This is a genomic window from Streptomyces sp. NPDC032721, assembly GCF_055579625.1.
On the sequence record NZ_JBVIMX010000016.1, the window covers coordinates 66,148 to 72,242 of the forward strand.

Annotated in this window: 5 protein-coding genes; all 5 read left to right on the forward strand. The window is 71.5% G+C overall.

Annotation, left to right across the window (positions count from 1 at the left end; genetic code table 11):
* Positions 1-31 precede the first annotated feature (31 nt).
* The 5 genes from ACZ5PB_RS29990 to ACZ5PB_RS30010 all read left to right on the forward strand — a co-directional run bounded on the left by ACZ5PB_RS29990 (position 32) and on the right by ACZ5PB_RS30010 (position 5,957).
* Positions 32-481 (forward strand): nuclear transport factor 2 family protein, encoded by a 450-nt coding sequence (locus tag ACZ5PB_RS29990; protein WP_468695413.1) that lies wholly within the window; start codon positions 32-34, stop codon positions 479-481.
* A 1-nt stretch (position 482) separates the two neighbouring features.
* Complete coding sequence (locus tag ACZ5PB_RS29995; protein ID WP_468695414.1) at positions 483-1,094, forward strand: DJ-1/PfpI family protein; 612 nt, start codon at positions 483-485, stop codon at positions 1,092-1,094.
* A 62-nt stretch (positions 1,095-1,156) separates the two neighbouring features.
* Positions 1,157-3,037: an AGE family epimerase/isomerase gene (locus tag ACZ5PB_RS30000; protein WP_468695415.1), complete on the forward strand. Its 1,881-nt coding sequence runs from the start codon at positions 1,157-1,159 to the stop codon at positions 3,035-3,037.
* Positions 3,034-3,387: an STAS domain-containing protein gene (locus ACZ5PB_RS30005; RefSeq protein ID WP_468695416.1), complete on the forward strand. Its 354-nt coding sequence runs from the start codon at positions 3,034-3,036 to the stop codon at positions 3,385-3,387. Before ACZ5PB_RS30000 ends, ACZ5PB_RS30005 begins: the two co-directional genes overlap by 4 nt.
* 74 nt (positions 3,388-3,461) lie before the next feature.
* Positions 3,462-5,957, forward strand: a complete 2,496-nt coding sequence (locus tag ACZ5PB_RS30010) for a sugar phosphate nucleotidyltransferase (RefSeq protein WP_468695418.1) — start codon at positions 3,462-3,464, stop codon at positions 5,955-5,957.
* Positions 5,958-6,095 lie beyond the last annotated feature (138 nt).

Genomic DNA, 6,095 nt, shown 5'->3' on the forward strand with positions numbered 1-6,095 from the left:
ACCCCACTCCCGACTTCCCGAGGAGCACCCCATGCCCACTCTTCAGGCCCAGCGCCCCGTGACCGTCGCCACGGCCCAGCGCCTCGTCACGGACTGGTTCGCGGCCCTCGACCGGCACGACCCGGTCGAGGACGTCGAGCGGTTCCTGGTGTCCGACGGACTCACCATGCACCTGCCGGAAGGCACCCTGCACGGGCTCGACGGCTTCCGCTCCTGGTACGAGACGGTCATCCACCGGTTCTTCGACGAGACGCACACGCTCGCCTCGGTGGACATCCGGCTCGGCGACGGGCCCGGCGCGGAGATCAAGCTGGTCGTCAACTGGCAGACCATGGTGTGGAATTCACCCGCCCCCACCAGCGAGTGGCTCGGCTTCGACGCGTACCAGACCTGGACCCTGGCCGTCGAGGACGGCACCGCCCGCATCCGCACCTACACCGTGGACGGCCTCGCTCCGATGGCCGGCTCCGCAGCGCTCTGACATGGGAGCCGTCAAACCCTTGCCCGCCGGCCGGCTGGAGGGCCGTCGCATCGGGGTGCTCATGGAGAGCGGTTACGTCGAGGAGGAGATCGCCTACTTCCGGCGCCGCTTCGCCGAGGAGGGTGCCGAGGTGGTGCTCCTCACCCGCCTCTGGGGGCAGCCCAGCCTCACCTTCACCGGCCACGAGCACCAGGTTCCGCTGGAGGTCGACGGCGACCTGGAGGCACTCGACTACCACGAACTGCTCCGGTTCTCCGCCCTCGTGGTGCCTTCGGGGACCGTTCCCGACCGGCTGCGCTACAGCGAGGACGTCGAACGGGGTTCGCCCGCGCTCGATCTGCTGCGCCGCGCCTTCCGGCTCCCGGACCTGATCAAGGCCTTCTCCTGCCACGGGCTCCAACTCCTGTCCGCCGCACCGGAGTTGATCGAGGGCCGCCAGGTCGCGTGTCACAACAACGTGGTCTTCGACGTCCGCCGCATGGGCGCCGTCCACCTCAACCAGGACCTGGTGGAGGACCGGGACCTGATCACCTCGCGCAGCGTCGACGACTGCCACCTGCTGGCCCGCACCCTCGTCGAACGCCTCGCGGCCCCCGCCAGGTCCGCCGCCTGAAGCGCCGCACCCCGCACCCCGCACCCGTGACGACCGTGTCACCACACCGGAAAGGATTCCCCGTGCCCGCCGAAGTCCCCTTCTCGTTCTCCGATCTGACGGCCGGCTACGTCACGGGCCTGCGGGCCGGCGGCTTCTCGCTCAAGACCCTGGACGACCGCGAGGTCACCGTCCGGCTGACCGACGCCACCACCGCGCAGCTGCTGCGCAACCTCGGCGAGCCCTACAAGGACGAGACCGCCCGGATACGCGACTGCCTGACGCCCGGCACCCTGGTGTTCTGCTACGGGCCCGTGTACCCCGACCCCGAGGGCCTCGACTTCCAGGCGGACCGGCTGGTCATCGTCGGACAGGAGCCCACCCCGCACCCGTACGAGGAGAAGGGCTGGTGGACCCGGCAGCTGGACGAGCTGGCCCGCTTCTACCGGCGCACCCAGTTCGGCGACGGGCCGGTCGACTTCGCGGATTACCGCACCCAGATCCACGGCAGCGGGCACAAGACCGACCAGCAGGTGCAGGAGGGCATCACCATCTCGCGGCTGGTCTACGGCATGGCCTGCGCCTACCTGCTCACCGGGAACGAGGACCACCTGGAGGTCGCCGAGCGCGGGGCCCAGTACCTCCAGGAGCACCTGCGATTCCACGACGAGAGCGAGGGGATCGTCTACTGGTACCACGGCATCGATCTGACGGGCTCCCGCGAACGCAAGCTGTTCGCCTCGGAGTTCGGCGACGACTACCGGGCGATCCCGGCGTACGAGCAGATCTACGCCCTGGTCGGCCTCACCCAGACCTACCGCGTCACCGGCAGTCCGGCACTCCTCGCGGACATCGAGGGCACCGTCAGCCTCTTCGAGAGGTTCTTCCGCGATCCGCGCCTCGGCGGCTACTACTCGCACATCGACCCGGTCACCCTCAGCCCCCACCACGACAGCCTGGGTCCCAACCACTCCCGCAAGAACTGGAACTCGGTCGGCGACCACGCCCCCGCGTACCTGATCAACCTGTACCTGGCCACCGGCGACGACCGCCATCTGCGGATGCTGGAACACACCCAGGACATGATCGTCACCTATCTCCCGGACCGCGCCCCGGACGCCGGTCCCTTCGTGAACGAGCGCTTCTACGCGGACTGGACGCCCGACCACTCCTGGGGCTGGCAGCAGAACCGCGCGGTCGTCGGCCACAACCTCAAGATCGCCTGGAACCTGATGCGGATGAACGCCGCACTGCCCAAGCGCGAGTACCGGCAGCTGGCCGCGGAGCTGGCGGCCACGATGCCCGCCGTCGGCCGCGATGGTCAGCGCGGCGGCTGGTACGACCTGCTGGAACGCGACGCCGAGAGGGGCCGGCACGCCTTCGTCTGGCACGACCGCAAGACCTGGTGGCAGCAGGAACAGGCCATCCTGGCCTATCTGGTGCTGGCCGGGCACACCGGCGACCGGGAGCATCTGCGCCATGCGCACGAGGCGTCCGCGTTCTACAACGCGTTCTTCCTCGACCACGACTCGGGCGGCGTCCACTTCACCGTGCTGGCCTCCGGCATCCCGTACCTGATGGGCAACGAACGCCTCAAGGGCAACCACGCGATGGCCATGTACCACAAGGCCGAGCTCTGCTACCTCGCCGAGGTCTACACCCGGCTGCTGGTGCGCGGCGATCCCCTGGACCTCTGGTTCAAGCCGCACGCCGACGCGCAGTTCCCGGACGGGCTGCTGCGCGTGGCACCGGACCTGCTGCCGCCGGGCCGCGTCGTCATCGAGCACGTGCTCATCGACGGAGCGCCCTGGCACGACTTCGACGCCGAGGAGATGACCGTGCGCCTGCCGCCGCGCGAGGACCGCGTGACGGTCCGGGTACGGCTGCGGCCCACCACTCCCCCGCCCCACCCCGAACCGCACCACCCCGAACCGCCCCGCCCTGAACAAGGAAGCAGACCATGAGCTTCGAGGCCTACTACGGCTTCACCGGTACCACCGCCACCCTCCACCTCTCCGGGCAGCTCACCGACAAGCGGGTCCCTGCCCTGCACACCCTCGTCGAGCAGGCGCTCACCCACCCGGTCCACCGCCTCGTGCTGCGCCTGCACGACCTGGAGTCCATCACCGCGGGCGGGATCCGCTGCCTGGCCTTCGCCCAGCAGAGGCTTCCGCCCGACGCGGAGGTCGTGCTCGACGGGGCCGGTCCCGGCATCCGCCGTCTCCTCGCCGCCAGCGGCTTCGACCGGTCCGTCACGGTGATCGAGCGGTCGCTCGCCTTCCCCGACGAATTCCCCGACGAACCCGCAGCCTGAAGCGCCGTACCCCGCGTTCCCCGGCGCGTTGTCCCACCCATGTCACTTCCACACCGCACGGAAAAGGATCTGCGATGAAGGCTGTTGTGATGGCCGGCGGCGAGGGCTCCCGGCTGCGCCCGATGACCTCGGACCTCCCCAAGCCCCTGCTCCCGGTCGCCGACCGACCGATCATGGAACACGTACTGCGGCTGCTCAGACGGCACGGCCTGGCGGAGACGGTGGTCACCGTCCAGTTCCTCGCCTCCCTGGTCCAGGACCAGTTCGGCGACGGCAAGGAGCTCGGGATGTCCCTCTCGTACGCGAAGGAGGACACCCCGCTGGGCACCGCGGGCAGTGTGAAGAACGCGCAGGAGCAGCTGGCGGGCGAGCCGTTCGTGGTGATCTCGGGCGACGCGCTGACCGACATCGACCTGACGGACCTGATCCGCTTCCACCGGGAGAAGGGGGCACTGGTCACCGTCTGCCTCACCCGGGTGCCCGAGCCCGTGGAGTTCGGCATCACCATCGTCGGCGACGACGGCAAGGTGGAGCGGTTCCTGGAGAAGCCGACCTGGGGACAGGTCTTCTCCGACACCGTCAACACCGGCATCTACGTGATGGAGCCCGAGGTCCTCGACCACGTGGCCGCCGGGCAGAGCGTGGACTGGTCCTCGGACGTCTTCCCGCGCCTCCTCGAAGAGGGCCACGGCGTCTACGGCTATGTCGCCGAGGGCTACTGGGAGGACGTGGGCACGCACGCCAGCTACATGAAGGCCCAGGCCGACGTCCTGGACGGGCGGGTGACGGTGGACCCGGCCGGGTTCGAGACCTCCCCCGGGGTGCACGTGGCCGCCACCGCGCAGGTCCACCCCACCGCCGTCCTCGAATCCCCCGTGCTCATCGGCCCGTACGCCCAGGTCGGGGCCGGTGCCCGGATCGGCAGGCACACCGTCGTCGGCGGGCACGCGGTGATCGACCAGGGCGCCTCCCTGGAGCGGACCGTGGTGCACCCGCACGCCTACGTGGGGCCCTCGGCCGCCCTGCGCGGCTGTGTCGTCGGCCGCAACAGCAGCCTGCGGCGCGGCAGCCGGGTGGCGGAGGGCGCGGTCATCGGCACGGGCTGCGTACTGGAGGACGAGGCCAGCGTCGCCGGTGACGTCCTGGTGTACCCGGGCAAGACCATCGAGTCGGGCACCACCGTCAACGACTCGCTGATCTGGGAGTCCCGGGCGACGAAGTCGCTGTTCGGGGTGCGCGGGGTGAGCGGGGTCGTCAACAACCAGATCACCCCCGATCTCGCCGTACGGCTGGCCAGTGCCTTCGCCACCACCCTGCCGCGCGGGGCACGCGTCTCGGTGGCCCGCGACCACGGCGCGGCCGCCCAGGTCCTGCTGCCCGCCATGACCGCGGCGCTGCGCTCGGCCGGGGTCGACGTACGCGACCTGGGCCATGTGCCGCTTCCGCTGGCCCGACGGGCGACCGCGGCCGGTCTGGACGGCGGCATCGTCGTCACCACCACGCCCGGCAGCCCCGAGAGCGTGGACATCGTCTTCCTCGACTCCTACGGCGTGGACCTGTCGCAGACCACCCAGCGCGGACTGGAGCGGGTCTTCGGCCGGCGCGAGTACCGCCGGGTGCTGGCCGGTGAGATGGGCCGCCTCAGCAGCGCCCCGACCTCTCTGGAGGAGTACGCGGAGCAGCTGGTCGAGGGCATCGACGTGTCGGGCATCGCGGAGCGGCGCCTGAAGATCGTGGTGGACGCGGCCTGCGGCAGCACCGCTCTGACGCTGCCGCCGGTCCTGGGTCTGCTGGGCATCGAGGCCCTCACGGTCAACAACGCGCTGACGCCGGGCTCGTGCACCGAGACCCGTGCCGAGCGCCGGGCTGCCCTGCACACGCTGGGGCATCTGGTCGCCGCGTCCAAGGCCGCGTTCGGGGTGCGCTTCGACGCGACCGGCGAGCGGATGTCGCTGGTGGACGAGCAGGGCCACATCGTCGAGGACGACACGGCGCTGCTCCTGATGGTCCAGCTGATCACCGCCGAGTCGGGCGGCGGGCGCATCGCCGCCCCGGTGACCGCCAGCCGTCTCGTCGAGGAGGCCGCCGAGTCGAAGGGCGGCCGGGTCCGCAGGGTCGCCACCGCGCCGGGCGAGCTGACCCGGGCCGCCGCGGCGGACGCCGCCGTACTGGCGGGCGACGGCGAAGGCGCCTTCATCCTGCCGGAGTTCTCCCTGTACGCGGACGGCGTCGCCGCCTTCGTACGGCTGGCCGGGCTGCTCGCCCGGGGCACCGTCGAGCTCGGCGAACTGGTCGCCCCGCTCCCCCGCATCCACGTCCGGCACCGCGAACTGCCCACCGCCTGGCGGGCCAAGGGGCAGGTCATGCGCACGGTGGTGGAGGCGGCGGGCGGCCGCCGGATCGACACCACCGACGGGGTCCGGGTCCTGGAGGAGGACGGCCGCTGGGCACTGGTGCTCCCCGACTCGACCGCCCCCGTCACCCGGCTGTGGGCGGAGGGCCCCGACCCGGCCGCGGCGGACGCGCTGCTGGACGAGTGGTGCGCCACGGTGGAGGAACTGGTCGCATAGCGGCCGGCCGCACGGCCGATACGGCACCGGGGGGGGGGGGGGGGGGGGGGGGGGGGAGGGGGTGGGGGGGGGGGGGGGGGTGGGGGGGGGGGAGGGGGGGGGGGGGGGGGGGGGGGGGCGGGGTGGGGGGTTGTTTCT

Excerpts from the sequence above, each read along its gene's own strand:
- ACZ5PB_RS30005 (WP_468695416.1), top strand. The coding sequence starts at position 3,034 with ATGAGCTTCGAGGCCTACTACGGCTTCACCGGTACCACCGCCACCCTC.
- ACZ5PB_RS29990 (WP_468695413.1), top strand. The coding sequence starts at position 32 with ATGCCCACTCTTCAGGCCCAGCGCCCCGTGACCGTCGCCACGGCCCAG.
- ACZ5PB_RS29995 (WP_468695414.1), top strand. The coding sequence starts at position 483 with ATGGGAGCCGTCAAACCCTTGCCCGCCGGCCGGCTGGAGGGCCGTCGC.
- ACZ5PB_RS30010 (WP_468695418.1), top strand. The coding sequence starts at position 3,462 with ATGAAGGCTGTTGTGATGGCCGGCGGCGAGGGCTCCCGGCTGCGCCCG.